Annotated in this window: 22 protein-coding genes and 1 pseudogene; 11 read left to right on the top strand and 12 right to left on the bottom strand. The window is 66.3% G+C overall.

The window, feature by feature from the left end; all coding sequences use genetic code 11:
- Positions 1-14: 14 nt before the first annotated feature.
- Positions 15-380, bottom strand: a complete 366-nt coding sequence (locus tag ACUXH0_RS08350) for a hypothetical protein (protein ID WP_012436601.1) — start codon at positions 378-380, stop codon at positions 15-17.
- A 190-nt stretch (positions 381-570) separates the two neighbouring features.
- Here ACUXH0_RS08350 and ACUXH0_RS08345 point away from each other — a divergent pair, with 190 nt between their 5' ends.
- Positions 571-1197 carry a DUF1415 domain-containing protein gene (locus tag ACUXH0_RS08345; RefSeq protein ID WP_012436602.1) on the top strand — a complete coding sequence of 209 codons (627 nt, stop codon included), beginning with the start codon at positions 571-573 and terminating at the stop codon, positions 1195-1197.
- A 284-nt stretch (positions 1198-1481) separates the two neighbouring features.
- Here ACUXH0_RS08345 and ACUXH0_RS08340 read toward each other — a convergent pair whose 3' ends face one another.
- Positions 1482-3095 carry an OpgD/OpgG family glucan biosynthesis protein gene (locus tag ACUXH0_RS08340; protein WP_024542590.1) on the bottom strand — a complete coding sequence of 538 codons (1614 nt, stop codon included), beginning with the start codon at positions 3093-3095 and terminating at the stop codon, positions 1482-1484.
- A gap of 275 nt (positions 3096-3370) precedes the next feature.
- On the opposite strand from ACUXH0_RS08340, the gene ACUXH0_RS08335 reads away from it, so the two are divergent.
- Positions 3371-4612, top strand: coding sequence for an AGE family epimerase/isomerase (locus ACUXH0_RS08335; protein WP_012436604.1), 1242 nt, complete (start codon positions 3371-3373; stop codon positions 4610-4612).
- Positions 4613-4620: 8 nt separating this feature from the next.
- A complete protein-coding gene (gene tcuC / locus ACUXH0_RS08330; protein WP_024542591.1) occupies positions 4621-5922 on the top strand; it encodes an MFS transporter in 1302 nt (433 codons plus the stop codon).
- Positions 5923-6597: 675 nt separating this feature from the next.
- Here the strand turns inward: tcuC and ACUXH0_RS08325 are convergent.
- On the bottom strand, positions 6598-7689 hold the full coding sequence (locus ACUXH0_RS08325) for an ABC transporter substrate-binding protein (protein WP_037022384.1): 1092 nt from the start codon (positions 7687-7689) through the stop codon (positions 6598-6600).
- A gap of 286 nt (positions 7690-7975) precedes the next feature.
- Between ACUXH0_RS08325 and ACUXH0_RS08320 the strand changes: the two genes are divergently transcribed.
- Together ACUXH0_RS08320 and ACUXH0_RS08315 are read left to right on the top strand one after the other, a co-directional pair.
- Positions 7976-8773 carry an AraC family transcriptional regulator gene (locus ACUXH0_RS08320; RefSeq protein ID WP_012436607.1) on the top strand — a complete coding sequence of 266 codons (798 nt, stop codon included), beginning with the start codon at positions 7976-7978 and terminating at the stop codon, positions 8771-8773.
- A 223-nt stretch (positions 8774-8996) separates the two neighbouring features.
- Positions 8997-9143, top strand: coding sequence for a MipA/OmpV family protein (locus ACUXH0_RS08315; RefSeq protein WP_310735954.1), 147 nt, complete (start codon positions 8997-8999; stop codon positions 9141-9143).
- Positions 9144-9155: 12 nt separating this feature from the next.
- Here the strand turns inward: ACUXH0_RS08315 and ACUXH0_RS08310 are convergent, their stop codons facing one another.
- Complete coding sequence (locus ACUXH0_RS08310) at positions 9156-10076, bottom strand: alpha/beta hydrolase family protein (RefSeq protein ID WP_012436608.1); 921 nt, start codon at positions 10074-10076, stop codon at positions 9156-9158.
- Positions 10077-10188: 112 nt separating this feature from the next.
- Between ACUXH0_RS08310 and ACUXH0_RS08305 the strand changes: the two genes are divergently transcribed.
- Positions 10189-11133: a helix-turn-helix domain-containing protein gene (locus tag ACUXH0_RS08305; RefSeq protein ID WP_182593885.1), complete on the top strand. Its 945-nt coding sequence runs from the start codon at positions 10189-10191 to the stop codon at positions 11131-11133.
- A 90-nt stretch (positions 11134-11223) separates the two neighbouring features.
- Entirely contained in the window at positions 11224-12000 is a 777-nt protein-coding gene (locus ACUXH0_RS08300; protein WP_182593884.1) for a PepSY-associated TM helix domain-containing protein, read from the top strand.
- A gap of 71 nt (positions 12001-12071) precedes the next feature.
- On the opposite strand, the gene ACUXH0_RS08295 is transcribed toward ACUXH0_RS08300, so the two are convergent.
- Positions 12072-12935: a MurR/RpiR family transcriptional regulator gene (locus tag ACUXH0_RS08295; protein ID WP_004628926.1), complete on the bottom strand. Its 864-nt coding sequence runs from the start codon at positions 12933-12935 to the stop codon at positions 12072-12074.
- Positions 12936-13223: 288 nt separating this feature from the next.
- Here ACUXH0_RS08295 and ACUXH0_RS08290 point away from each other — a divergent pair, with 288 nt between their 5' ends.
- Positions 13224-14270 (top strand): porin, encoded by a 1047-nt coding sequence (locus tag ACUXH0_RS08290; RefSeq protein WP_012436611.1) that lies wholly within the window; start codon positions 13224-13226, stop codon positions 14268-14270.
- A gap of 280 nt (positions 14271-14550) precedes the next feature.
- Here the strand turns inward: ACUXH0_RS08290 and ACUXH0_RS08285 are convergent, their stop codons facing one another.
- A complete protein-coding gene (locus tag ACUXH0_RS08285; RefSeq protein WP_012436612.1) occupies positions 14551-16824 on the bottom strand; it encodes a mechanosensitive ion channel family protein in 2274 nt (757 codons plus the stop codon).
- 66 nt (positions 16825-16890) lie between these two features.
- Positions 16891-18180 carry an MFS transporter gene (locus ACUXH0_RS08280; protein ID WP_012436613.1) on the bottom strand — a complete coding sequence of 430 codons (1290 nt, stop codon included), beginning with the start codon at positions 18178-18180 and terminating at the stop codon, positions 16891-16893.
- Positions 18181-18299: 119 nt separating this feature from the next.
- Between ACUXH0_RS08280 and ACUXH0_RS08275 the strand changes: the two genes are divergently transcribed.
- The gene (locus ACUXH0_RS08275; RefSeq protein WP_182593883.1) at positions 18300-19016 is read left to right on the top strand and encodes a glutathione S-transferase; all 717 of its coding nucleotides are present in this window, start codon (positions 18300-18302) and stop codon (positions 19014-19016) included.
- Between the two features lie 40 nt (positions 19017-19056).
- Here ACUXH0_RS08275 and ACUXH0_RS08270 read toward each other — a convergent pair.
- The 4 genes and pseudogenes from ACUXH0_RS08270 to ACUXH0_RS08255 form a co-directional block, all read right to left on the bottom strand.
- A pseudogene (locus ACUXH0_RS08270) lies at positions 19057-19446 on the bottom strand (hypothetical protein); the annotation flags it as partial.
- Between the two features lie 41 nt (positions 19447-19487).
- Complete coding sequence (locus ACUXH0_RS08265; protein ID WP_012436616.1) at positions 19488-19910, bottom strand: hypothetical protein; 423 nt, start codon at positions 19908-19910, stop codon at positions 19488-19490.
- A 335-nt stretch (positions 19911-20245) separates the two neighbouring features.
- Positions 20246-20473, bottom strand: coding sequence for a hypothetical protein (locus tag ACUXH0_RS08260; RefSeq protein WP_012436617.1), 228 nt, complete (start codon positions 20471-20473; stop codon positions 20246-20248).
- 43 nt (positions 20474-20516) lie between these two features.
- Positions 20517-20726: a hypothetical protein gene (locus tag ACUXH0_RS08255; protein WP_004628910.1), complete on the bottom strand. Its 210-nt coding sequence runs from the start codon at positions 20724-20726 to the stop codon at positions 20517-20519.
- Positions 20727-21003: 277 nt separating this feature from the next.
- Here ACUXH0_RS08255 and ACUXH0_RS08250 point away from each other — a divergent pair, with 277 nt between their 5' ends.
- A complete protein-coding gene (locus ACUXH0_RS08250) occupies positions 21004-22218 on the top strand; it encodes a hypothetical protein (protein ID WP_012436618.1) in 1215 nt (404 codons plus the stop codon).
- A 15-nt stretch (positions 22219-22233) separates the two neighbouring features.
- Here ACUXH0_RS08250 and ACUXH0_RS08245 read toward each other — a convergent pair whose 3' ends face one another.
- Positions 22234-23382, bottom strand: a complete 1149-nt coding sequence (locus tag ACUXH0_RS08245) for a cation diffusion facilitator family transporter (RefSeq protein WP_012436619.1) — start codon at positions 23380-23382, stop codon at positions 22234-22236.
- Positions 23383-23624: 242 nt separating this feature from the next.
- On the opposite strand from ACUXH0_RS08245, the gene ACUXH0_RS08240 reads away from it, so the two are divergent.
- The gene (locus tag ACUXH0_RS08240) at positions 23625-24293 is read left to right on the top strand and encodes a response regulator (protein ID WP_012436620.1); all 669 of its coding nucleotides are present in this window, start codon (positions 23625-23627) and stop codon (positions 24291-24293) included.

The following is a 24293-nucleotide window of genomic DNA, read 5'->3' as shown; positions in this document are numbered from 1 at the left end:
GTTCGGCCGGCGGCTTACTTGCCTTCGCTGTTCGGCGTCTGGGCGGGCCCGCCTTGTTCGCTCATCGCTTCCTTGCGCTTGGCGCGAGCTTCCTTCTTCTCGGCCTTGCGGTTAGCCTTGGCAGCCTTCTTTTCTTCCTTGTAGGCAGCCTTGGCGTCGGACTTGCGAGCCTTGTATTCGTCGCTCGCGGCCTTGTCGTCAATGCGCTTCTGAACCAGCGGGTCAGACGACGAAGTGGCCGGCCCGTCTTGCGGGGCGGTCTGCACGGTGCCGGTGGTCTGCGGTGAAGTCTGGGGTGCCGGCGTCATCTGTGCGAAAGCAGCCGACGCAGCAAACGTGGCGGCAACGGCAAGGGCGGTTTTCAGGCGCTGTTCAATCATGGTTGAGCTCCTTCTTTTACAAAAACACGGAATGGACGGACCACATAAGCGGCGCGCGAAGCACCCGAAGTGATCTCGGCGTACATCAACGGCGCACGCCGGGCGTTGCAAATCACAACACCCATCCCTTCGCAAGAAGCGCTCCCGGCCCATCGACTACACTGCGCGCTCTCTCTTCCCTCACTACGCCGTGTCCGATCCCGCCCCCGATTTCGTCCTGCTCGATCCACCCGCCGACGCCCTGCCGTTGGACGCGGACGCCGTTGCCCTTCATGTCGCGAGCGTGCAGCGCTGGCTGGAAGACGCCGTCATCGGCCTGAACCTCTGCCCGTTCGCCAAGGCCGTCCACGTCAAGCGGCAGGTCCGATACGCCGTCAGCCGCGCCACGATGGACGGCGACGTGCTCGACCACCTGCGTGCCGAAGCCGATCTGCTGCACACCACCCCCGCCGCACAGATCGACACCACGCTGCTGATCGTCCCCGCCCTGGCCGATTTCCTCGATTTCCACTCGCTTACGGAGCGCGCCGAATCGCTGCTCGCCAAGGCCGGCTACGAAGGCGAGCTGCAACTGGCCAGCTTCCACCCCGATTTCGTCTTCGCCGATGCCGAGCCGGACGACATCGCCAACGCCACCAACCGCGCGCCCCTCCCGATCCTGCATCTGCTGCGCGAAGACAGCATCGCCCGCGCCGCCGCGGCCGTGCCCGACGCAGCGGACATCTACGAGCGAAATATCGCGACGATGGAAAAGCTGGGCCCCGAAGGCTGGGCAGAAATGGCAAAGAAGTTCGGCAAGACACCGCCCCGCGATTAACCAACTGACCAAAGGCAGCGACGGTTTGGCCGTCCCTGCCCTAGATGGCGCCTTGAATTTCTGTGAGCGGGCGGAAAAAGGAAGGAGGCCTGTCTGAGCGCAGCGAGTTTGCCTCCTTCCCCGCACGGTCACATAAATTCAAGGGGAAGTCGCCATCTCGGGCGCGCATTTCTTTGCTTACTTTCTTTGGGCAAGACCAAAGAAAGTGAGTCAGCCCCGGCAGGGGATGAAACAAGAGATGGACCGGCACCAGCCATAAAAGCCGACGCCCCAAGAAACGACGCTCACACGCCTCGATCCACCGGCGGCGTCCACTGATACGCCCAAGTCTCAGAAAGCAACCGCTCCCCCGACTGCAACGTCAGCAACAACTCAATCGGCGCATTGCTCGCATCCGGCACCACATCAAACATTGCCCGGACACCATCGATGCTCGCCAGCGGCCGCGCCGACGCAATCTCCACCCGCCCGCGCGAGGCGCGTATGACAGGCTCCACAGTCGACCCCGCCGTGCTGCGCCCCAGCCGCGACAGCTCACCGCCGGCAAAGTCGACGACAAACCGCCACGAGAAGTATTTGCGCGGCTGCCCCACCACGCCGCCAATGCCCGTACGCGTCGCCACCACCCGCGCCAGTGGCGAGGCCGCTGCGGGCTGCGCGCCCCACGTCAGCCGATAACCGAACGCCAGTTCCTGCCCGGCATGCGGCGCAACGGCGGGCCGCCAGAAGGCGACGATGTTGTCGAAGGTTTCATCGTTGGCCGACAGCTCCACCAATTCGACCGCGCCCTCGCCCCAGTCATGCGTGGGCTCGACCCACACGCTCGGGCGCTTCTCGTAGAACACGCCGTCATCCTGGTAATGATCGGGATTGCGATCGCGCTGCAGCAGGCCGAAGCCACGCGGGCTGTCGTCGGCAAAGCGCTGGCTGCGCAGCACGGGCGGATTGGCCAGCGGCCGCCAGATCCACTCGCCCGAGCCACGCCAGATGGCCAGGCCATCGGAATCATGGATTTCCGGGCGCCAGTCCGATGCGCGCCAGCGACGTGCGGCGCTATGGCGATCGCCGGCGCGGTCGGTGCGGTCGTTCTCGCCGTAGAGGAACATGCTGGTCAGCGGCGCGATGCCCAGACGCTCGATCGGCTTGCGCACGTAGAGCGTGGCGGCCACGTCCATCACGAGCGTGTCGCCGGGGCGGATGTCGAAGCGGTAGATGCCGGCCACGCTCGGAGAATCGAGCAGCGCATAGACGCGCGCCGTATCGGCATCGGCGGCCGGGCGCACCAGCCAGAATTCAGTGAAGTCCGGAAACTCTTCTGCGCGAGGCAACCCCGTATCAATCGCCAGGCCGCGCGCCGACATGCCGTATTGCCACTGCCCGCCGACGGCGCGAAAGTAGCTGGCACCCAGGAAGGCCGTCACATCGCGCGTCGGGTCCGCCTTGGTCGTCAGCCGAAAACCGGCGAAACCGAGATCGGCCGGCAGCGCCTGGTGATCCAGTCCGCTCTTGCCGTAATCGAACATGGCCGGGTCGTAGGCAATCAGGCGGGCATGGCCGTCCACCACCTCGTGCATCTGGACAGCCGACTTGAAGAACAGCCCGAGGTGGAAGAACTTGGCCTCGAACGGCAAGTGCTGGCCGGCCCACAATGCGTGATCGGGGCGATAGCCAATCGATTGATAGCCGTCCCAGCCAAGCGTGACCAGCGGCTTGGGCAACTGCGTGCTGCGGGGCCGGTATGGCCTTGTGGCCAAGGCCCGGGCACGCGCCAGCAGGCGGGCTTCGTCAAACGGTTCGGGGGCGCCAGCGGCGGTGCCGGGCGTGGCGCTGCGGGACAAACCAGGAGCCAGGGCAAGCAGCCCGGCGGCCAACTGCTTGAGCAGGTCGCGACGGTGCATGGATGGGGGCAGGACCAGGGGATGAGCCAGGGGTGATTCATCTTCGCACAACCCACGCCCAGGCAGCATCCGGTAAAAACCTTTCATTGGACCCACAACCCTGCGCCGTGACCGGGATTGCGCCAGTTGTGCGTGGCGCGGGGCCGCCAGTTGGAGCACAATCCCGGGTCTGTTCGCATGTACAACGCATATACGTCGCCTATGGTGAACAGAACAGATTCGAGCAATCGGCCTGGCTAAACGGGTCGACGCCCGCCACGATCATCACGGCGCCCATGCTTTCACAATCCTCCACGCCCCCGCTGCCCGATACGGCCTCGACCGAACCGTCCCCCGCCATTGCGGCTGCGCTGGAGTCATTCGGCCGCTACTACGACGACGTCCTGCTGCCCATGTGGCTGGGGCCCGGCTGGAATGCACAGGCCGGCCTCTGCTATGAGGCGCTCATCGTCGACAACGGCGCGCTGGTGCCGGCATCCACCGCGCGCTACCGGGCGATGGCGTGTGCGCGGCAGCTGTATACCTTCGCGCGTGCCACACAGCTCTCCAGGCGCCACCGCGATCTCTGCGCCGAACGCGCCGCTGCCCTGTGCCACGCGCTGGACACGCGCTTTCGCGACACGATCCACGGCGGCTGGCTGTTTGCGATCGACAGTGCGCTGGCCCCGCACGACACCACCAAGGATCTGTACACGCACGCGTTCGTGCTGTTTGCCGCCGCACACTGGCTTGCCGTGAGCGGCGACCCACGTGCGGCCGCGCTGATGCATGACGCGCACGACGTGATCGCCCGCAGCTTTGCGCGGGCCGGGGTCAAACCGCTGCCGGTCGCGTCCATGGACGCCAGGTTCAGCACCACGCTGGCCGGCGTCGCGCAGAACCCCGTGATGCACCTGACCGAGGCCTACTTGGCCGCCGCCGCGCTCGACGAACCGCCCGCCTGGGCCGAGACCGGGGTGCGCACGCTGGCCGAGGGCATCCTCGCGCGCTTCATCGACACGCGCACGGGCAGCATCGCCGAGTTACCGATCGACGAGGCCAGCACCGACAACCGCATCGAACCCGGTCACCAGTTCGAATGGTTCTACCTCGTACGCGCGCACGCCGATGTCTTTACGCGCTCCGAAGCCGGCCTCCATCTGGCCGAGAGCCTTGCCCGCGCGGTGGACGCAGCCTGCGCCGACGGCGTGGATGCCGACACCCAGGGCGTGTGCCTGTCGCTCAATCTGGACGGCACGATGCGCGACGCCAGCCAGCGCATCTGGGCGCAGACCGAATACGGCCGCGCCCTCGCGCTGTGCACCGAAACGCAGGGCGCCATGCTCGCGCGCCTGCTGCCGGTGTGGTCGGCGCGCTTCCTGCACGCACAAGGCTGGAACGAGGTCATCGACCCGGCCGGCCAGCGCCTGCGTGCCGACATGCCGTCGAGCACGCCATACCACATCACCACCTTTTACGAGGCGGCCCGCAGTTCGCTGTCCGGCTCGCCCGCACGTTGTACCCAAGCTGTTGAATGACATCCACCATGCATACCACCAACCCCAATGAATCCAAGGCTCGCACCGTCTTCCGGGTGGTCAGCGGCAACTTCCTGGAGATGTACGACTTCATGGTCTACGGCTATTACGCCAAGGCCATTGCCGACACCTTCTTCCCCGCCGGCAACGAGTTCCTCTCGCTGATGCTGTCGCTGGTGACCTTTGGCGCCGGCTTCCTGATGCGGCCCCTGGGGGCAATCTTCCTGGGCGCGTACATCGACCGTCACGGCCGCCGCACAGGGCTGATCGTCACGCTGGCGCTCATGGCCTGCGGCACGCTGCTGATCGCGCTGGTGCCAAGCTACGCCACCATCGGGCTGGCGGCGCCGCTGCTGGTCCTGATCGGCCGTTTGCTGCAGGGCTTTTCGGCCGGCGTGGAGCTGGGCGGTGTGTCGGTCTACCTGGCCGAAATCGCCACCCCGGGCAAGAAGGGCTTCTTCGTGAGCTGGCAATCGGCCAGTCAGCAGGTGGCCGTCATGTTTGCCGCGCTGCTGGGCGTGCTGATGTCGTACCTGCTGCCGCCGTCTGAGATGAGCGCCTGGGGCTGGCGCGTGCCGTTCCTGATCGGCTGCCTGATCGTGCCGTTCCTGTTCATCATCCGCCGCTCGCTGCAAGAGACCGAAGAGTTCCAGAAGCGCAAGCACCGTCCGGACCTGCGCGCCGTGTTCCGCTCGATGGGCCAGAACTGGCGCCTGGTAGGCGCGGGCACGCTGATGGTCGTGATGACCACGGTATCGTTCTACCTGATCACAGCCTACACGCCGACCTTCGGCAAGAGCGTGCTGCACCTGTCCGACATGGACAGCCTGATCGTCACGCTGTGCGTGGGCGCCTCGAACTTCTTCTGGCTGCCGATGATGGGCGCGGTGTCTGACCGCGTCGGCCGCCGCCCGCTGCTGATCCTCTTTACCGTGCTGATGCTGGTGACGGCCTACCCGGCCATGCAGTGGCTGGTTGCTGCACCGTCGTTCGCCCGCATGCTGACCGTGCTGCTATGGCTGTCGTTCCTGTACGGCAGCTACAACGGCGCGATGGTCGTCACGCTCACCGAGATCATGCCGCCGGAAGTGCGCACCACCGGGTTCTCGCTGGCGTACAGCCTCGCCACAGCCATCTTCGGTGGCTTCACCCCGGCGATTGCCACATGGCTGATCCACGAAACGGGCAACAAGGCGATGCCGGGCGTGTGGGTGTCGTTCGCCGCGCTGTGCGGGTTGATTGCCACGCTGGCGATCGTCAAGCCGGCGGGCAGGCATGAGCATGGGGCGGGCACGGCGCCTGTGGCCTGACGGGCATTTGGGATGAAGGAACGCCTCTTGGAGGGGAATCTCTCTGAGGGTCGTTTTGATTTTCGGCTTTTGTTTTCTTCTGGGATTTTTTTGTGGCCCCCCCTTTCGTTCCCTGCCGGGACCGACTCACTTTTCTTTGTCTTGCCAAAGAAAAGTAAGCAAAAGAAAGGCGCGCCCGAGATGGCGACACCCCCTTGAATTTGTGTGACCGTGCGGGGAAGGAGGCAAACTCGCTGCGCTCAGACAGCCTCCTTCCTTGACCCGCCCGCTCATAAAAATTCAAGGCGCCATCAAGGGCTCAACGTCAAAAGAGAAAGGCCAACCCGTCGCGCGGTTGGCCTTGTCGTTTGGGCTGGCGCCCAGAGGGTGTGGCTTTTGTCTTTTGACTTTCCTGCCCTAGATGGCGCCTTGAATTTCTGTTGCAGGGAAGAAAAAGGAAGGGAAACTGTCTGAGCGCAGCGAGTTTTTCCCTTCCCCTCCCTGCGACAGAAATTCAAGGAGGGGGTCGCCATCTCGGGCGCGCATTTCTTTGCTTACTTTCTTTGGGCAAGACCAAAGAAAGTGAGTCAGCCCCGGCAGGGGATGAAACAAGGGATGCACCACCAGCAAAGAACCCCCCGTTCCTCCTCACTCCCAACCCCGCCATTCAGCACAACAAGCTTCACGCGCCCAGCGTTACTGAATCACCATCCCATTCGGCCCCACCACGCCCAACTCCACATAGTGCGAGCCCGGACGCGTGCGGTCGGAAAAGTCCACCATAAACCCGCCGCCAACATCGAAGTTGCGCAGGTGGGCCAGCTCGCGGCGCACCTGGTCGCGCGTGGGCTTGGGGCCGGCGCGGCGCACGGCTTCGGCCAGCACCTTCGCGGCCACAAAGCCTTCCACCGCCCGGAATGAAAGTTCGACATCCTTGGCGCCCACGGCCGCGCGTGCGCGGTTGAATTCGCGGATGACGGGGTTCACGCCCTTGCCGGGGTTCGGCATCACGAGCGCCAGCGAATAGCCGCGCACCGCGTCGATGCCGGCCACCCGGAGCAGGATGCCCGGATCAATCGACGACAGGCCCAGCAGTTGCGCGCCGCCACCGCGCGCGCGGTATTGCTTGATGAACTGCGCGGCGGGTTCGGCCGTGGCGCCCAGGAAGATGGCCTGCACATCGGCGCCGAGCAGCTTGTCGACGGCGGCGCTCACCGAAGCCGTATTGCGTGGGTACGAAGCCGTGCCGCCCATCGTGAGTTTGTACGGCTTGAGCGCGCGCTCCACGCCTGCCAGCACCTCCTTGCCGAGCGCATCGTCCTGATACAGCACGCCGATGCGCGTGACGCCAATGGTAACGAGCGCGCTCACCATCTTGTCGATCTCTTGCCGGTAGCTGGCCTTGATGGGAAACACCAGCGGATCGCCGGTCATGCTGGACGCCCCGGTGGCCGGCCCAACCAGCGGCAGGTTGGCTTCGGTCAGCACGCCGCTGCGCATGAGCGCTTCCACATTGGCGGTGCCGACCACGGTAAGCGCCGCCACCGGGTTGTCGATCTTGGCCATGTCGCGCACGTTGCGGACGGTCTGTTCGACCTTCTGCTCGTCGTCACGGGCGACCAGGCGAATGGTCTCGCCGTTGATACCGCCGTCCAGGTTGAGCCAGTCGAAATACAGCCGCGCGCCCGCATTGAGCGCCCGCCCCGTCGCGGCTTGCGTGCCGGACAGCGGCAAAGACTGGATGATGCTGATGTCGGCGTGGGCCGCTGGCGCTGTCAACGCGGCCATGCATGCCACACACGCGGCAAGCGCGGCCCACGGCCGCAAGCACCCCATCGCTCCGCGCGCCCCCCGGCTACGCGTGTGATTTCCCGTTTGCATTGTTCGCACCCATGTCGCCGCGTGCCTCCTGGGCAACGGCGTTTTTTTTTGTCGAGACCGCTTCGGCGGTCCGCTTTCTAGTGTGGCGCCCACCCTCGTCGACGCCGGGCGATAGCCTGCCATCGACCTCCGGCTTCCACAAGTCCTGCCGGCGCATTTACACTGGCCCGACTGTTTCTGTCGCGAACCCGCCATGCCACAGCGCCTCCTGCCTACCGATATCGAAGGCCGCACGCCGCCCTCCGCGGCGCACCCGGTGCGGCTCTACACGCGGCAGATGGAGGCCAATACGCGGTTTCCGCGCCACACGCATCCGTGGGCGCAGGTGGCGTATAGCCACAACAGCGTGCTGCGCGTGCAGGCGGGCGACACCGCCTGGGTGGTGCCGCCCTCGCGGGCGATCTGGATTCCGCCCGGCATCGAGCACGAGGTGTGGGTGGTCGAGGCCGCCTTCCTGCGCACGCTGTACGCTGACCCGTCCGTGGTGACGGGCGCGTTGGCGCAGTGCCGCGTGATGGAGGTGTCGCCGCTGCTGCGCGAGCTGATTGCCGCGATGGACGTCCGCCAGCCGCTGCCGGCCGCGCGCGAGCAGGCGCTGGCCATGCTCATCCTCGACGAGCTGCGCCGCAGCGCCCCGCTGCCGCTGGATCTGCCGATGCCCACCGACAAGCGCCTGCGCGCCCTGTGCGAACGCGTGATGGCCGACCCCGGCACCCCGCTCACCTTCGACGCGCTCGCCCGCGATGTGGGCGCCAGCGCACGCACGCTGGCGCGGCGCTTCCGAGACGAACTGGGTGTGAGCTTTTCGCAGTGGCGCCAGCAGGCCGTGCTCGCCAGCGCCATCCCGATGATGTCGCAGGGGATGCCGCTGTCGCGCGTGGCGCAGGAACTGGGCTACAACAGCCAGAGCGCGTTCTCTGCGATGTTCCGCCGGGCGTTCGGCAGCAGCCCGAGCGCGTTTCTGCATCGGCCAGGCGGCGACGAGACCTAGCTGCCCCGATCACCAACCGCGAGCGCGGCTGGTCGGGCCACATTGACGTGGCGGCGCCGGTCGTGAGCTAGGGCAGCGACACGATCACCGTGAGCCCGAGCCTGCATTTCGGCCCGAGCAAGTACATGCAGACGTACTTCGGGGTAACGCCGCAGCAGTCGTCCAACAGTGGCTTTGCGCAATACAGCGCAAGCAGCGGCCCGCAAGGCGCCACGCTCACGGTGTGGCCTGGACGCATACCTTCTCGCGCCACCGGGCCGTGCGGACGGCGGTGGGCACCTCGCGCCTGCTGGGCAATGCGGCCAAGAGCCCGATCGTGCAGAACAAGCAGAGCTACTTCGGCGGCACGGGCCTCGTCTACACGTTCTGATCGGGCCGCCAATCAAGCGAGGGCATCGAGCCACGCCACGGTTTCGCGCCACCACGGCGCACCGGACGATGCGCGGAAGAAGCCCATGTGGCCGACGCCCTTGGCGCCCAGCGCCGCGCCGCTCACCTGGCGGCGCGTGACGCGCGTGGCGGGCAACTTCGCGATGAGCGCGTCGATGGCGTTGGCGGGCGCCATCGGATCATCGTCGAAACCCCAGGCGAGCAGCGGCACGGCGAGCCTCGGGTAACGCGACGTATCCAGCCCCGCGCCAGGCGCAAAGAAATAGCCACGCCGACGGGCAAAGCGCGCCCAATCGCCGAGGATGGCAGCCGGAATCGACATCGGCCCCATGCCGACGGCCGCCAGCGGCAGCATGCCGCCGCGCACGCGCGCCACCGCCAACGGAATCCGCACATGCAGCAGCCACGCGAGCTGCGGACGCGTCAACAGCCCGCGCCACGGCCAGAGCCGCGCATTCGCCAGCGACACCGCCACGTGCACCAGCGCATCGGCGTGCACGATATGCGGCGCCAGCCCCGCCAATTGCCCGCCCGCGCTGTGGCCGAGCACCACCAGCCTGCGGCCGCTGCAGCCCTCGGGGACGAGCGTGTCGTGCACCCATTTCAGCACGGCGTCGATGTCGTGCCGGCCCCAATCGGCAAAGCGCGGCGTGCCCGGGCCGGTCGCGGCCGCCTCACCAATGCCGCGATAGTCGAACGTCACCACACGCCAGCCCGCCAGGCACAGGGCCCGCGCAAACGCCGCGTAGAACCGGCGCGGCACGCCCAACGCCGAGCAGATCACCACCGTGCCGTGCGCGCCCAGCCCAGGGCTGGTGACCGTCACGGGCAACGTCCAGCCATCGGCTGTGCGGACGTGGTCATCGCGGGTGGGAAGGGCATCGGCGGGGTAGTCGATCGGTTCGCGCTGCATGGGAACTCCGCTCGGGGTGTCGGGATGGACCCAGTATTGGTCCCGCCGAAGACGGTCACAATTACGCGGCACGTAATCGCAGCAGCTACTCGACTCTGCTTCAATAGGCGACATGACGCCCACCAAGCCCGCCTCCGCCCCGTCCAGCGACGACGACAACCTCATGCTTGAAGACGCCAACACCGTCCAAGCGGCGATTCATCCGCCTGAAGCGGCGCTCTCGCGCTTCCCGCAGTTGCTGCGCTTCTGGCGTACGCGGCGCGGGTATAGCCAGCTGGCGCTGGCCCTGGCGGCGGGTGTGTCGCAACGGCATGTGAGCTTTCTGGAATCGGCCCGCGCGGCACCCAGCCGCAACATGATCCTGCAACTGGCCGAGGAGCTGAACGTGCCGCTGCGCCATCGCAACCAAATGCTGCTGGCGGCCGGTTTCGCTCCCGCCTATTCCGAACGGGGCCTCGCCACGCCGGCCGATGAGGCTTCGCCGATGATGCAGGCAGTGCGCCATGCGGTGAAGCTGATCCTCGACAAGCAGGCACCGTATCCGGCCATCGTGCTCGACCGCTTCTGGCATGTGCTCGACGCCAACGCCGCGCATCGGCGCCTGATGCGCTGGGCCATCGGCGACGACCGGTCCGAAGGCGCGCCAGGCGCCGTCAACATGATGAAGCTGGTGTTCGACCCGACCGCGCTGTGGCCGGCCATTGCGAACCCCGATGTCGTCGGCCGCTACTTGGCCCGGCGCGTGCGGCAGGAGCTGGCCCTGCAAGCCATCGACCCCGCGACGCAACGGCTGCTGCACGACATCCGCGCGATGCAACCTGCGCTGTTCGATGCGGCTGATGCACCGCCCCCCCCCGCCGCATCAGCCCAGGACGCCGCTGATCCGCCGCCGTTCCTGCCCGTCTCACTGCAGCGCGACGGCGTGACGATCTCGCTGTTCTCCACGCTCACCACGCTGGGCACGCCGCGCGATGCGGGGCTGCAGGAAATGCGCATCGAGTGCTTTTATCCGGCAGACGAGGCGTCGCGGCGGGCGTTGGAGCGTATTACGCTGTAAGTTGCACCCGATTGCAACGAGAATCATTCTCATCTATATTGGCCGGTCGATTTGCCTCCCTCCGGCGGCCCTTGCGCCGCCTTGTGCTTCATGACCGACCTGTCCCATCCCCCGCTTGCGGCTGAGCCGGCCGCCAAACCGGCGGCCAATGCTCGCCCGGCCAAGGCCAAATCCGAACACCCGGCCAACCGCCGCACCACGATCGTCCGCTGGCTGCGCAAGACCCACGGCTGGTTCGGCCTGTGGGGCGCCGTGATGGGCCTGATCTTTGGCGTGTCGGGCATCTGGCTGAACCACCGCGCGGTGTTGAAGCTGCCCGTGACGCAACAGCGCATCAATACGCAGATCGCCCTGCCCGACCCCGTGCCCGCCACGCCCGAAGCGATGGCCGCTTGGCTACAGCAGACGCTGAACACGCCGGAACCGGCCACCCGCACGCGCGTGGAAAAGGCCAAGCCGGTGGCCTGGGCCGAGCGCCCGGCCAAGGGCGAAGGCGCCAAGGACGAGAAGAACGCCGACGCACCGCGCGGACCCGCCGCCAAGCCGCTGATGCAGCCCGAGCAATGGACCTTCAACTTCGGCGGCGCCACCTCGCAAATCCAGGCCGAATACTGGGCCGGCAACCGCTCGGTAGCGATCCGCCAGACCGATAACGGCTTCCTCGGCACGCTGATGAACCTGCACAAGGGCGTCGGCATGACCGTGCCGTGGATTCTGCTGGTGGATACGCTGGCCGGCTGCCTGATCTTCCTGTCGATCTCGGGCCTGTGGCTGTGGGTGATGACCACCAAGCGCCGCACGGTCGGCTGGACGATCTTCGGGTTGGGGAGCCTGCTGGCGATCGGGCTGGCGATCTCGCGGCTTTGAGTGCCGCATGTGTTGTGGATGGCGCCCGCGTGGCGCCATTTTTTTCCCCTTCGACGCGTCGTCGCGGTCGATTACGGGCGATCGACGCTGCGCTCGGTCAGCAGCCGCTGGATTGCCCGCATGCGCGAACGCACCATCTCGTCGCGGCGCTGCGCCACGCAGGTCATCAGGATTTCGATAACGGTCAGATGCACGAGGTACGCCTCGGTGCCGACCCGCATCACCGCATCTTCCGGCACGTCCACCGTCAGCGCGATCTGCGCGCGCTCGGCCAGTGGCGTGCCCGCTTGAGTGATGGCGATCACGCACGCACCCTGCTCGGCCGCATACGCGATCGACTCCAGCAGATACGGCATGCGCCCCACGTGCGAGAACGCCACCACGACGTCGGACGCGCCGAGCATGGCGGCTGACACGAGCTGCAGATGCGCATCGAAGTAGGCGTTGGACGCCAGCCCTAACCGCATGAGCCGCGCCTGCATGTCGTTCGCCATGAACGATGAGGCCGCACCGGCCGCATAGCAATCGACGCGGCGCGCGCGGGCAATGCGCTCGGCGGCGGCGTCGACCTGCGTGGTGGACAGCGATTCACGCAGCTTGGCCAGCGCCCGCGTAGCGCCGTCAATGACCTTGCTGGCGACCAGCGCAGGCGGGTCCGCCCGGCCGACATGGCCCGGCAGCGTCGGCTGCGCGTGCGCCAGCTCGGCGGCCAGCGTGGCCTTGAACTCGCGCAAGCCTTCAAATCCGAGCGCCTGGCACATCCGCACGATGGTCGGCATCGACACGCCGGCGCGCACGGCCAGCGTCTCCACCGATTGTTCGAGCGACAGCTCCGGCGCGTCCAGGATCAACCGCGCCACGCCCTGCTGCGCCGGCGAAAGCGCGGGCAGCTGGGCGCGCAAGGCGTTGAGCAGGGGAACGGAGAACGAAGGCATGGGCGATACGTGGGCGGCGAACAGAAATGAGCGTCGCCAGTGTAGCGGCAGCCCCGCCCCACGCCGCCTGCCCGAGGGAAAACCCCCAAGAATCTGTAAGCCGGCGGTTTACGCTCAGAGCCCCTTCAGAGGGCAACGCCCCGGCCAGCGCGACGCGTGCGGCGCTTTACCGGTGCATGCGTAACTTCAACCCTTACAGCGCAGACTTGCCTGAGAGTCGGCCCCCGAGCCAGGCCGGAAAACCCGTTCCGGCCAACACAACAGTCGTGACGACAATAAGGGAGCCACATGACCACTTCGATCCGTTCCATTCCGCTATCGGCCGTTGCAGTGTCGGCGCTGCTTGCCTGCGGCGCGGCGCACGCGCAATCGAGCGTCACGCTGTACGGCGTGATGGAAACCGGCCTGCGCTACAGCACCAACAACGACGCCGAAGGCCACGGAAAGGCCGAGATGGCGGGCGGCTACTACAGCGGCAGCCGCTTCGGCATTCGCGGCTCGGAAGACCTGGGCAACGGGCTGAAGGCCGTGTTCCACCTGGTCAGCGGTTTCGCGCCGGACACCGGCGTGGGCTCCACCAACGACATGGGCCTGGGCGGCTACAAACCGACCACGCCCGCCACCTCGCGCCTGTTCGGGCGCCAGGCGTATGTCGGCTTGGAAGGCGGGTTCGGCTCGCTCACGTTCGGCCGGCAAGAGAACCTCGTCTTCAACACGGCCGGCCAGTACGACGCGCTCTCCATCGGCAACCTCGGCGCAACGGCATGGCACGTCACCGCCACCGGCGTGCGCATCGACAACTCGGTCAAGTACGTGGGCGATTTCAACGGCTGGCGCCCGGGCGTGATGGTCGGCATGGGCGAGCAGGCGGGCGCGTTCTCCGCAGGCAACTACAGCGCGCTGTCGCTCAACTACGCCAGCGGCCCGTTCGCCTTCGGCGGCGCGTGGGAGCAGCAGAAAGACCTGCAGTCGGTCGGCACCCGTACGTGGACGACCGGCGGCAGCGTACAGGTCGGCCCCGCCAAACTGATGCTCGGCTACATCAACTACCGCGATGGCACGCCGACCAAGAACGACCTCATCCTGGGCGGCGTGAAGTACGACTTCAGCGGCCAGTACAACCTCGTGGTGGGCGGCATGGCCACGCGCCAGCGCGACCCCGACGGCCTGCGCTACACCGCCTACGCGATCATGAATTACGTGGTCAGCAAGCGCACGTGGCTGTACGTCGGCATGGACTACACCCACCAGAAAGACGCCGGCACCGTCCTGGCAGCCGCACTGCCGAAGGCCTCGCAGACCGGCGTCATGGTCGGCATGCGCCACGGCTTCTAAAACGAAGACACGGCCTGGGCGCCAACAAATGCGCCCAGCCGGTTTGGCTGTTGACTTTCCCTGCCCTAGATGGCGCCTTGAATTTCTGTTGCAGAGAGGAAAAAGGAAGGGAAACTGTCTGAGCGAAGCGAGTTTTTCCCTTCCCCTCTCTGCGACATAAATTCAAGGGGTGGGTCGCCATCTCGGGCGCGCCTTTCTTTGCTTACTTTCTTTGGCAAGACAAAGAAAGTGAGTCGGCCCCGGCAGGGGACGATACGCGGGATGGACCAGCAACACACCTTTAAGCCGGCGCCCCCGCAGCGGGTGGCTCGGCCGTAGGCGGCACCTTCCGCTCATCCGGCCCACCAACCCGCGCCATCCACTCCTCCAACGCCGCCGAAGTCCGCAACACCGTCCCCGGCGCCGCCAGCGGCACGTGCGCCTTGTCGAACGCATCCTTGAGCACAACGTTGAAGGCCCGCAACACATCCGCCTGCTTCTGCGGACGCGTCTTGAACCGCCCCTTGACGATCATCGCGCCGCCTTCAAAGCGATCCAGCCCGAAGATTTCCGCACCGCCGAGCAACGTGTAGCCAAAGCGCGGCTCACCCGCAATCTGGTCAGCCGCCGCGCGCACGAGATCGATCGCCTGCTGGGGCTCGGCCTCCATCGCCACGCGCACTTCAAAGTCGGCAAACGAGTAATCGCGCGAGAGGTTGCGCACGGTCTTGATCTGGCTGAACGGAATCGACAGCACCGCGCCCGTGCCATCGCGCAGCCGCACCGTCCGGATAGTCAGGTTGATGACGGAGCCCGTGGCCACGCCCACGTCCACCACATCGCCTACGCTGATCGTGTCTTCCATCAGGATGAAGATGCCGGTGATGAAGTCCTGCGCCAGCGACTGCGCGCCAAAGCCGACCGCCAGGCCGATCACGCCGGCGCCGGCCACCAGCGGCGTCACGTTCACGCCCAGGTTGGCCAGCACGCCAATGCTGGCCGTCACCACCAGCGTCACCTTCAGGCCATTGCGCAGCAGCGGGAGGATGGTCAGTGCACGCGTGCTGGGCTGCGCCCGCGCGGAGGCCGGCGACAGCGCCCGCAGGATCGCCGTGTCGAGCAGGATCCAGACGAGCCAGGTGGCAAACACGGTGCCGATCAGGCCCACCAAGGCATCGGCGATGCGCTTGCCGTTGACCGAACTGTGTGTGACCTCCACCAGCGTATGGCCCCACACGCGCAGCACCAGCTCTAGGAAGGCGATCCAGATGACGAGCTTGATCAGCGCGCCAACAAAATGCTTGAGCCGCTCGAGATAAGGCGAGCTGCGCGTCAGACGCAGGTGCGCGCGCCAATTCGCGCGGGGGCGGACCAGCGCCGACAGGAAGAAGGCGGCCACCAGCAGCAGCGACGTCATCACCGCGCGGCGCGCCACGACGTCAACGTTGTCGGGCATCGTCAGCGTGGCCATGACGGTGGCGCCCGCCAGCACCACCACCGGCACTGGCCAGAACGCCGCCAGCAGGCGACGGATCTGATTGCCCGTGTGTTCGCCGCTGCGCAGCTCCAGCGGACGATTGGCGATCAACTGGCCGATGGGCCGCCGCGCCCACAACGCGCCCACCGCCAGCATCAATGAAGACACCACGTTGCACACCGTGGCCAGCAGCAGACTGAGCGAGCCGCCCAGCACCAACGCGACGCGCGGGTCCACCAGCGCATCGCCGCAGGCGCCCAGACTGGCCGTCAGAAAGATCGGCCACATGCCATGCTTGAACAGGTATTCCACTGCCACGCGCCGATGCGCGCTGCCGGAAAACAGCGAGAACAGCATCGCCACGCCCGCCGTGATGATCGCGCCCCATACGATGGCGTAGGCCAGCACCAGCGCCAGGACGAAGCCCGGCGAGGCGTCGTGGTCGAGCCGCATGATGACGGCAAAGGAAATCGCCCACGGGCCGATCTTGCGCAGCGCGTCGATCAATAGCGCGCGCGTCGTCGGGTGCGGCCCGAGGCCCACGGTGAGGCCAAACACGCGGCGGATCAACCAGCCCAGGCCCAGCAGGCCAGCGGCGATGGCGGCCCAGATGCCAACGGTGCTCGCAAGGTCGGCAAGCAGCGGCATGCGCTTCTCGGGCGCGACGAGCAGGCTCGCGTTCCCGCTGGCGGCCTCGATGCGGCGCAGCCAGTAGCGCGGCGCACCGGCTTCCACATCGGCCTGCAACGAGCCGTTCTCGATGAGCGAAGCCACCGCGCCCAGCAGGCCCGGCGCCTGTTCGGCCTGCACCTTCTGCTGCGCGCTCATGCCGTCTCGCAACTGCTTCAGTTCATTGACGAGGGCGGTGCGTTGCTGGTCGTTGTTGAGCAGCGTGATGACGGTGTCGAGCGACTGGCGCGTCTGCGCAGGGTCCGCCGCGGGCGCCGATGCGCTGGCGGTGGAAGTCGGCAGCCCGGCCAGCTTGGCAAACGACACCGGCGCGGCATCGGCCATGTTGGCGACGCACGCCATCAGCAAGAGCAGGAGCGATGCGAGCGGCCACAGTCGCCGCGTGCAAAACAGGGAATGAGTACGCATGACAGGGAAAGCGATCGTGCAGACATCGATCACGGCACGATACGCGAATTCCCCGGGCGTACAACCTCAGCGCTTGGCGCCCGGTGGCAGCGGGGCGCGCCGCCAGAGCCAGACGGCTGTGCCCAGCGCACATGCCATGCAGCCCATCACCAGCGTCACGACGCCCGGCCAGCCCCACGGCGCGTAGAGCTTGCCGCCTGTCGTGCCGATCAGGCTGGAGCCCAGGTAGTACGCCAGCAAATACAGCGCTGCCGCCTGCCCCTTGGCACGCTGCGCGCGGCGCCCGACCCAGCCGCTGGCCACCGCGTGCGCACCGAAAAAACCAAAGGTGAGCAGCGCGATGCCGCCAATCACCAGCAGCAGCGGCCCCGCCAAGGTCAGCAGCACACCCGCCGACATCAGCACCGTGCCCGCCAGCAGCATGCGGCCCCGGCCATGGCGATCCGCCAATCGGCCGAACCATGCAGAGGCACCAATGCCGAGCAGGTACACCATGAAGATGCCGCCCACCGCCGTCTGGCTGAGAGCATACGGCGCATCGAGCAAGTGAAAACTCGCGTAGTTGTAGATCGTGACGAAGCCGCCCATCAGCAAGAAGCCCATGGCGAACAGCGCGCGCAGACCCGGCTCGCGCAGATGGGCGCCCAGCGTGTCGAACAGATCGGCCAGCGCCACACCCTTGCGCGGCACAAAGCGGCGCGACGGCGGCAGCAGCCACAGGAAGGCCATTGCCGCGAGCAAACCCAGCATGCCGGTAAAACCGATGGCGGCGCGCCAACCGAAATGGTCCGCCACGGCGCCGGTCATCACACGCCCCGCCATCCCGCCGAACGCCGTCCCGCCGACGTACAGGCCCATCGCCATGCCCAGCCCTTGCGGATGCACCTCCTCGGCCAGATACGCCATGGCCACCGCAGGCACGCCACCCAGCACCACGCCGAGCAACGCCCGCGTGGCCAGCAACCCGTGCCAGCCTGGCAACACCGCCGCCGCCAGCGTGAGCACCGACGACAGCACCAGTGACACGCCCATCAGCGTCTTGCGATGGATCGACTCCGACAGCAGCCCCGCAAACAGGATCGCAAACGCCAGCAGCAGCGTGGACACCGACAGCACCAAGCTCGTCTGCGCGGGGGTGAGGCCAAAGTCGTGCGCCAGCAGCGGCATTAGCGGCTGCACGCAATACAGCAGCGAGAACGTGGAAAATCCCGCCGCGAACAGCGCCAGATTGGCGCGCAGATAGCCAGGATGGCCCCGGACCAGCCAGCGGGAATGATCAGCGGGTTCGATGGCGGGTAGAGGGGACGGCGGCGGAGACGGCGAATGGGTCGGCGAAGGCGGAAGCGGAGCGTTCACGGCGGGCGGGTTGAAACAAGCGCAGGGGCGGGCGCCTATTATCGTTCGCAGGCACCGTTCCTGCTGCGATGCGACATCGACCTTGCTGCGCAGCCTCCATCTCGCTCATCTGCCCGATCATGGAAACCACGCTCTACTACTGGCCCGAAATCCAGGGCCGCGGCGAATTCGTCCGGCTCGCGCTGGAGCAGGCCGCCGTGCCCTATACCGACCTCGGCCGCGAAGATGCATCCGCCATCGAAGCGTTTCTCGACGATGCCGGCATTCCGACACCGCCGTTCGCGCCACCGTTCCTGGTGTCCGGCCCGCTGGTGATCGCACAGACGGCCAACATCCTGCTTTACCTGGGCCAGCACTACGGCCTGGCCCCGCAGGACGAAGCCGGTGGCCTGTGGACGCACGGCCTGCAACTGACGATTACCGATTTCGTGGTGGAAATTCACGACACGCACCATCCCATTGCGTCATGCGAGTACTACGAAGATCAGCGCGCCGAAGCCAAACGCCGCACACAGGATTTTTTGGATAATCGCGCGCCCAAGTTCCTGCACTACTTCGAGCGCGTGCTCGACCGCAACCCCGCCGGCCCGACATGGGCCGTGCGCGATGCGCTGACGTATGTGGACTTGTCGCTGTTCCAGATCGTGGCGGGGCTGCGCTATGCCTTTCCACGCCACATGCGGCGCTACGAACGCGAGCTGCCGCATCTGGTGGCGCTGCATGATCGCGTGGCGGCGCAGCCCAACATCGCGGCGTATCTGGAATCGCCGCGGCGCATCCCGTTCAACACGATGGGCATCTTCCGCCACTATCCGGAACTCGATGCGCTGAAATGACAAAACCCGGCGCAGGCCGGGTTCGCAGTGGATGCGTCGTTCCGGCTGCCAGCGGCGTAGCGAGCAACCGGCAGCGGATGTCTTCCAGCGCGGCGGGCCAGCTTTCGATGGCCGCCAGATCATGGATGTCCTGCAGATCGATCAGCAGGTCCACCACCTGATCGTCGTCGACATTCACGCCGGAGCTGCGTAGCGCACGCGCGAGTGGATCCTCGCTTGGCACACGCAGCAGGCTCACGCCGAGGCGCTCGATGGCGCTGCAATAGAACGCATCGTCGATGAGAATGCCGACGCCGCATCGGCGGTTATCGAGGCCGCGGTAGCGCGGCTCGCCGTCGGTGTCTTCAGAGCGGCATTGCTGCGCGAGCAGGTGCGCGCGCACGCGTTCAAAAATGTCCTCGATGGCGAGGAACGTCCCCTTCCCTTTCATGGCGTCACCTTCTTTAGGGTGATCTGTGACCGGCCGGTCGGTCAGAATGTATCGACGAGAGCGCCGCTCAGGCCGAATTGGCGCGCAATCGACTGCAGACGCTCCTTCCACTCCCACGTGCCGAACACGTCGTGCGCGTTCTGCAGCTTGGAGAGCAACTCGACGGTGTCGCGGTCATCCACATCGATGCGCGCACGCTTGAGCGCGCGGCGCAATGCGATGACGCCGGCGTCCATGTAACGCGGGATCTCGTTGGTGGGCTTGAGGATGTAACGCACCGGCACGCTTTCCATCGACGTGGTGTAGTCGCGCACGCCGATCAGGTTGCCGATGGGGCAGCAGCGGCCGCCCTGGCCGTGGTACGCAGCCCCGCCGCGCGGGAGGATGGCAGCGCCGCCCTGACCGAACAAATGGCGAACTGCGCCGTCGTAGATTTCTTGTTTGCTGAGATATTGCGTCTTCATGTTCTTTCCCCTGACCCCAGATTGCAGGCGTCGCCGATTCGATTCACTTCCGACTTCCGGCCTGACGTTGCGTCCGACGTCGCACATCTGCCATCCGTGCGATCTATCTTGGTTCAGGATGCACCAGAACCATGGGCCGAAAAAGGACCGGAATGTAAGTCATTTTTACCGTTTGCTTTTTGGCAACGGATTGCCCGAAAAGGTGCGCCAGTCAACGCTTTATAGGTGCCTTTCACACCACGCGATCACACTGTTTTCGGATGTCGTGATGCACGTTCGCAACAGCGTGTGCGCAAGGCTGCGCGCACGTGGCGCATGGGTCGTAGGCGCGGCGCTTACATCCCGATGATCTGGTCTGCGTGGCCGAGGCAAAAACCACGTCGGTCATGGTGCCCGCAGGTGGGCATCACCTCGTAGCCGGCGGCGCGCAGCAATACCGCACGCGCGGCAACTTCCACCGGAGGCAGGGGCTGCCCCGAGTGCTCATCGCGCACCAGCCGGCCGAGTTGGGCAAACGGCTGGTGCAGCAGATGGTCCAGATCCAGCGAACCGCAGTACCGCATCACATCACCTTCTTGAAAACAGCGGCGGCACCGGGGCACGCCGTTACATCGATTCGTCTGCCAGCTCAGGACACGGAACCAGCGTCTGGCGCACACGCGCATACGCGCCACGCTGTGCCCAGATCGCGTCGGTCAGAGCGGCGATCAGCGCGTCGCGCGGCAGGCTTTGTGGTGCCACGCCGAACTGCGCCTCCACGGTACGTAGAGCCTCCGTCACTTCGCTTCGCCATCGGGCGTCGAGTCGCTGGGTCATGTGGTTCTCGCTGGGTCGGTTCTGGCGCGGTGGGCGGCGGGCTGGTGCCCACTCTGGCCGCGCTGGGAAGGGATTGGCGGAATGGGTTCCGCTCTTGTTTGTGAAGAACGGCACACGGGGCCGAAACTTGATTGCCGCAGCGGGGGGTAACCGGTGCTCCGTCGTGCTTGGCAACACCCGGCGCCACTCCGCCAAACGGGTTCCCCCATTCGCGCAGCAACTTCGGCGCGCTACCGTGGCCCAATCGGTTCCGAAACCGCCCACCCCCTACCCACCGATGAAGATGGAGCGTCACGTGTCCCGACTGTCTTTCCTGCGCCGTACCGTCCTCGCCCTTGCGTGCGTGCTGGCCGTGCCCGCCGTTGCTACGGCCGGCGCGCCCGATCCGCGTCAATACATGCACGGCATCAGCGCGGTGCCTGGCGCAACGGCCAACACCTTCAACGTATTCTTCAGTAGCTCGGGCCTGCCCCCGCGCGGTGCCGATCGCAGTGGCAGCTGGCCGCACGATGTCTATGTCGCGCAATGGCATGCCGACACGGGCGTGCTCGATGCCCCGCGCATCTTCATCCAGAAGCCGGAAGCGCAGGAGCCCGTGACGGTGGCGCGCAACCGTGCTGGCCAGGTGATGGTGTCGTTTGAAGACGGCTGGAATGCGCCGGAAAACGTCAACCAGCGCTTCGGGATCTACGACACCGCGCTGCGGCCCATCAAGCCGTATCCGCAACTGGTGGAATCCGGTAGCCATTCGGGCCATATCACGGCCGTGGGCGAGCGCTTCGTGGTGTTCTATTCCGACGGCTGGATCACCGGCGGCGGCGTCGACAACCTCGGCAGCGGGAACGGCGTCTACCTGAAGGTCTACGACGGGCGCGGCCGTCGCCTGCACAACGTCGATGTTGCCGATGGCCGGCGCGAATGGTGGCCCATGGTGGCGGGCGGCAGCACCAATGCGCTGCTGGCCTGGCAGCAGTTCGTACCAGGGCAGACCGAAGCCAATCTGAAGATCGCCGTCTTTGATCCGGTCAGCGGGCGCGTGACGGGCGAGCAGCTTCTGCACAAGCATCTGCAGTACTACACCTACAACGTCACGTGGATGCCGGCGATCGAGCGGTACCTGCTGGTCGGCGTGGCCAAGGGTAACGGCTTTGCCGATCTGATCGACACCACGGGCAAGGTGCGCGCGTCCATTTCATGCATGCCGGCAACGGTGCGCGAGGCAGGCATCACCGTCAACCAGAGCACCGCCTATACGCCCGCCGCCGATGGCCGCCTGCTGCAACTGCAGGCGGGGCCGGATTCGCTCACGCTATCTGCCACGCTGCTGAACACCGATGGCAAGCGCGTGCAATGGCGCCCGGTGGGCAGCACCGGTTTGCTGCGCACGTCCGGGGCAATCGACTGGATGTCGCTGACGGAAAAAGGGTTGGAGCAGCTGCATTTCGACCCCGCCAAGACGCAGCCGGCCAACGCGGTCGATCAATGCCGCTAGCGCGACAGGCTTAGGCTAGGCGTCTGTGACGAGCACGCGCAGGCGCACAAGACCATCCCACCGCGCGTGGACGGCATCGGCAATGCGCGCGAGTTCGCCAGCCAGCGCGGGCGGCAAGACCAGGTCAACTTCCACCGCCCCATCAACGTAATGCAGCACGCAGTGGCGCGCGTCGAGCGGCGTGCCGGGCGGCAGCAGTTGTGCCAGCACGGCGCGCAGCGCCTCGCGGTCGGGCAGCGGCACGGGGTCGGTCGCGATATGCTCGCGAGGGTCGACGTGAATTTGCACGTCGAGCACCGCCATCGCCGTATGCGCCGTCAGCACGTTGGTGCGGGCCCGGACAGCAATCGCATGGCCCTCGCTCACGGAGACGCGCGGATCCACCTCGATATGCGCGTCGACCAATGCCTGGTCTCCTGTCACACGCGTACGCAGGTCGTGCACGTTGATCACGCCCGGCGTGGCTTCCAGGCTGGCACGAATCGCCTCCACCTGGGGGGGCGGCAAGGCCCGGTCCATCAGGTCATTGAGCGCTTCCCAACCAAAGCGCACGCCCACACGGCCAATCATCAACCCGACAACGCAGGCGGCCACCGGGTCGAGCCAGTGATAGCCCATCAGGTTGCCCGCCACGCCGACGGCCGCCACCAACGACGACACCGCGTCGGAACGCGCATGCCACGCATTTGCAATCAGCATGCGTGAGTTGATGCGCTTGGCCATGGCCAGCATGTAGCGAAAGAGCCCCTCCTTGGCCGCCAGCGCGATCAACGCCACCACTAGCGCCGGACCATGCACCGGCGCCGGCCCCTGCGGCGAGCGCAGGCTCTCCACCGCAGCCCAGATCATGCCCGCACCCGCCCCGACCAGCAGCAACCCCAGCCCCAGCGACGCGGCGTTCTCGTAGCGCGCGTGGCCGTACTGGTGGTCTTCGTCCGGTCCCTTGTGGCTGTTGCGGTTGGCAATGAAGACGATGCCATCGGCGATCAAGTCGGACAACGTATGCAGCCCGTCGGCCACCAAGCCCTGCGAGTGCGACCACAGCCCCGCCGCAATCTGCCCCGCCGAGAGCACGCAATTGACGCCCGCACTCACCAGGGTGGAGCGTTCGGCGCTCTGCTGGCGCGCGGCCGCGGAAGGTGCTGTCGAGGATGTGGGCGTCATGGGAAATCGGTGCAATTGAAGCGTGCGAAGCAATCGCGAGCATTGTGCCACGCACCAACGCGCCGCCTGAGTCAGATCTCATCGCCGCAATCACAACACGTTGCGACAAATTTGCACCAGAAGGGCGCGGATCGGGGGGGCACGAATAGGACTTTTCCGATGTTCCACGCTGGCGGCTTCGGCGATTCTCAGCAATGCGGCAAACACGTTGCCGCACGTTACACGCTCGGAGATACGTCGACATGCAGCCTCCCATCCAACTCGTCATTGCAGATGACCACCCCGGTGTGGTGGCGGCCGTGCGGCGCCTCGTGTCCGGCGTCCACGGCTTCGAGGTGGTTGGCGAAGCCAGCAACGCCGATGAGCTGCTCGCCGTGCTTGCGCGCGTGCGCTGCGACCTCGCCATCACCGACTACGCCATGCCCGGCAGCCGCTATGGCGACGGCATCATCCTGCTCGAATTTCTCATGCGTCGCCACCCGGACCTGCGCGTGATGGTGCTCACCATGCTTGAGACCCGCGCGCTGATGAGCAACATTCTGCGCGCGGGCATCAAGGTCATCGTCAGCAAATCCGACGAGCCGCAGCACATCCTCGAAGGCATGCAGGCGGCGGTGGATGGTCGCATCTATCTCTCGCCGCTGCTCAATGCCAAGCTGCTCTGCCGCAACGGCGAGCCGCAGCCCGCCCACGACGACCCGGTCGCCAAGCTCGGCAAGCGCGAGCTGGAAGTGCTGCGCATGTACGTAACCGGCAAGACGGTCAGCGAGATCGCCCAGCAGCTCAACCGCAGCGTCAAGACCATCAGTTCGCAGAAGCAGACGGCCATGCGCAAGCTCGAGCTTGGTAACGAAGCGGCGCTGTTCGACTTTGCCGTGCGTCACGGCCTGCTTGGCAGCGGCGAGGGCTGA

This window comes from Ralstonia sp. 110700041-2 (assembly GCF_056280165.1).
The sequence above is the reverse complement of the archived record's forward strand: the minus strand, read 5'-3'. Positions and strand labels throughout refer to the sequence as shown.

Coding starts and splice junctions, on each gene's coding strand:
- ACUXH0_RS08350 (WP_012436601.1), bottom strand. CDS start 380: ATGATTGAACAGCGCCTGAAAACCGCCCTTGCCGTTGCCGCCACGTTT.
- ACUXH0_RS08340 (WP_024542590.1), bottom strand. CDS start 3,095: ATGCACCGTCGCGACCTGCTCAAGCAGTTGGCCGCCGGGCTGCTTGCC.
- ACUXH0_RS08335 (WP_012436604.1), top strand. CDS start 3,371: ATGCTTTCACAATCCTCCACGCCCCCGCTGCCCGATACGGCCTCGACC.
- tcuC (WP_024542591.1), top strand. CDS start 4,621: ATGCATACCACCAACCCCAATGAATCCAAGGCTCGCACCGTCTTCCGG.
- ACUXH0_RS08325 (WP_037022384.1), bottom strand. CDS start 7,689: ATGGCCGCGTTGACAGCGCCAGCGGCCCACGCCGACATCAGCATCATC.
- ACUXH0_RS08320 (WP_012436607.1), top strand. CDS start 7,976: ATGCCACAGCGCCTCCTGCCTACCGATATCGAAGGCCGCACGCCGCCC.
- ACUXH0_RS08310 (WP_012436608.1), bottom strand. CDS start 10,076: ATGCAGCGCGAACCGATCGACTACCCCGCCGATGCCCTTCCCACCCGC.
- ACUXH0_RS08305 (WP_182593885.1), top strand. CDS start 10,189: ATGACGCCCACCAAGCCCGCCTCCGCCCCGTCCAGCGACGACGACAAC.
- ACUXH0_RS08300 (WP_182593884.1), top strand. CDS start 11,224: ATGACCGACCTGTCCCATCCCCCGCTTGCGGCTGAGCCGGCCGCCAAA.
- ACUXH0_RS08295 (WP_004628926.1), bottom strand. CDS start 12,935: ATGCCTTCGTTCTCCGTTCCCCTGCTCAACGCCTTGCGCGCCCAGCTG.
- ACUXH0_RS08290 (WP_012436611.1), top strand. CDS start 13,224: ATGACCACTTCGATCCGTTCCATTCCGCTATCGGCCGTTGCAGTGTCG.
- ACUXH0_RS08285 (WP_012436612.1), bottom strand. CDS start 16,824: ATGCGTACTCATTCCCTGTTTTGCACGCGGCGACTGTGGCCGCTCGCA.
- ACUXH0_RS08275 (WP_182593883.1), top strand. CDS start 18,300: ATGGAAACCACGCTCTACTACTGGCCCGAAATCCAGGGCCGCGGCGAA.
- ACUXH0_RS08265 (WP_012436616.1), bottom strand. CDS start 19,910: ATGAAGACGCAATATCTCAGCAAACAAGAAATCTACGACGGCGCAGTT.
- ACUXH0_RS08260 (WP_012436617.1), bottom strand. CDS start 20,473: ATGCGGTACTGCGGTTCGCTGGATCTGGACCATCTGCTGCACCAGCCG.
- ACUXH0_RS08255 (WP_004628910.1), bottom strand. CDS start 20,726: ATGACCCAGCGACTCGACGCCCGATGGCGAAGCGAAGTGACGGAGGCT.
- ACUXH0_RS08250 (WP_012436618.1), top strand. CDS start 21,004: ATGAAGATGGAGCGTCACGTGTCCCGACTGTCTTTCCTGCGCCGTACC.
- ACUXH0_RS08245 (WP_012436619.1), bottom strand. CDS start 23,382: ATGACGCCCACATCCTCGACAGCACCTTCCGCGGCCGCGCGCCAGCAG.
- ACUXH0_RS08240 (WP_012436620.1), top strand. CDS start 23,625: ATGCAGCCTCCCATCCAACTCGTCATTGCAGATGACCACCCCGGTGTG.